We start from the raw sequence: 843 nt of genomic DNA, 5'->3' as shown, positions 1-843 counted from the left end.
GCGCTGGCCAGGGTGGCGCCGTCCGGGGAGAACACCACCGACCGTACCCGCCCGGTGTGACCGGTCAGTGGCTCACCGATCGACCTGGGGACGGACGGATCGGTGATGTCCCACAGCCGCACCATCTTGTCGCCGCCCGCGGTCGCAAGGATCCCGCTGTCCGGCGAGAAGGCCACCGACCACACCTTGGCGGTGTCACCGGCCAACGGCTCACCAAGTGGACGCGGGATGGACCGGTCCCGCACATCCCACAACCGCACCACCACCGAGCCGTCGCCGGTGGAAGCCAGCATGCGACCGTCCGGAGAGAACGCCACCGCGTCCACCCGGTCGGTGGGAACGGACAGCGGTTCTCCGACCGGACGGGGAGCGGACGGGTCGGCCACGTCCCACAACCGCACGGTCCTGCCGTTGCCGGCACTGGCCAGCGTGGCGCCATCCGGAGAGAACACCACCGCACGCACCCGACCAGCGGGACTGATCAACGGTTCACCGAGTAGGCGGGGAGCGGACGGGTCGGCCACATCCCACAACCGCACCGTTTTGTCGTCACCGGCACTGGCCAGGATGCGGCCGGCCGGGGCGAACGCCACCGCCCGCACCGGGCCGGCATGGCCGGGCAGCGGCCCACCCAGCCGGCGGGGAGCGGACGGGTCGGCCACATCCCACAACCGCACCGTCGTGTCGTTGCCGGCGCTGGCCAGGATCTGCCCGTCCGGGGAGAACGCCACCGAGAACACCGAGCTGAGGTGACCGGTCAGCGCAGGGCCGAGTGTGCGCAGGCCGGGAGCCGGCGCCCGCCGGACAGGCTGCGGAGTCCGATCGGCGGGCGCCGGCTGCGGC

Annotated in this window: 1 pseudogene; it reads right to left on the bottom strand. The window is 72.7% G+C overall.

Annotated elements, in window-relative coordinates:
* A pseudogene (locus U9980_RS17155) lies at positions 1 to 843 on the bottom strand (WD40 repeat domain-containing protein); the annotation flags it as partial.

This window comes from Protofrankia sp. Cr1 (assembly GCF_963555865.1).
Lineage (GTDB): Bacteria > Actinomycetota > Actinomycetes > Frankiales > Frankiaceae > Protofrankia.
The sequence above is the reverse complement of the archived record's forward strand: the minus strand, read 5'-3'. Positions and strand labels throughout refer to the sequence as shown.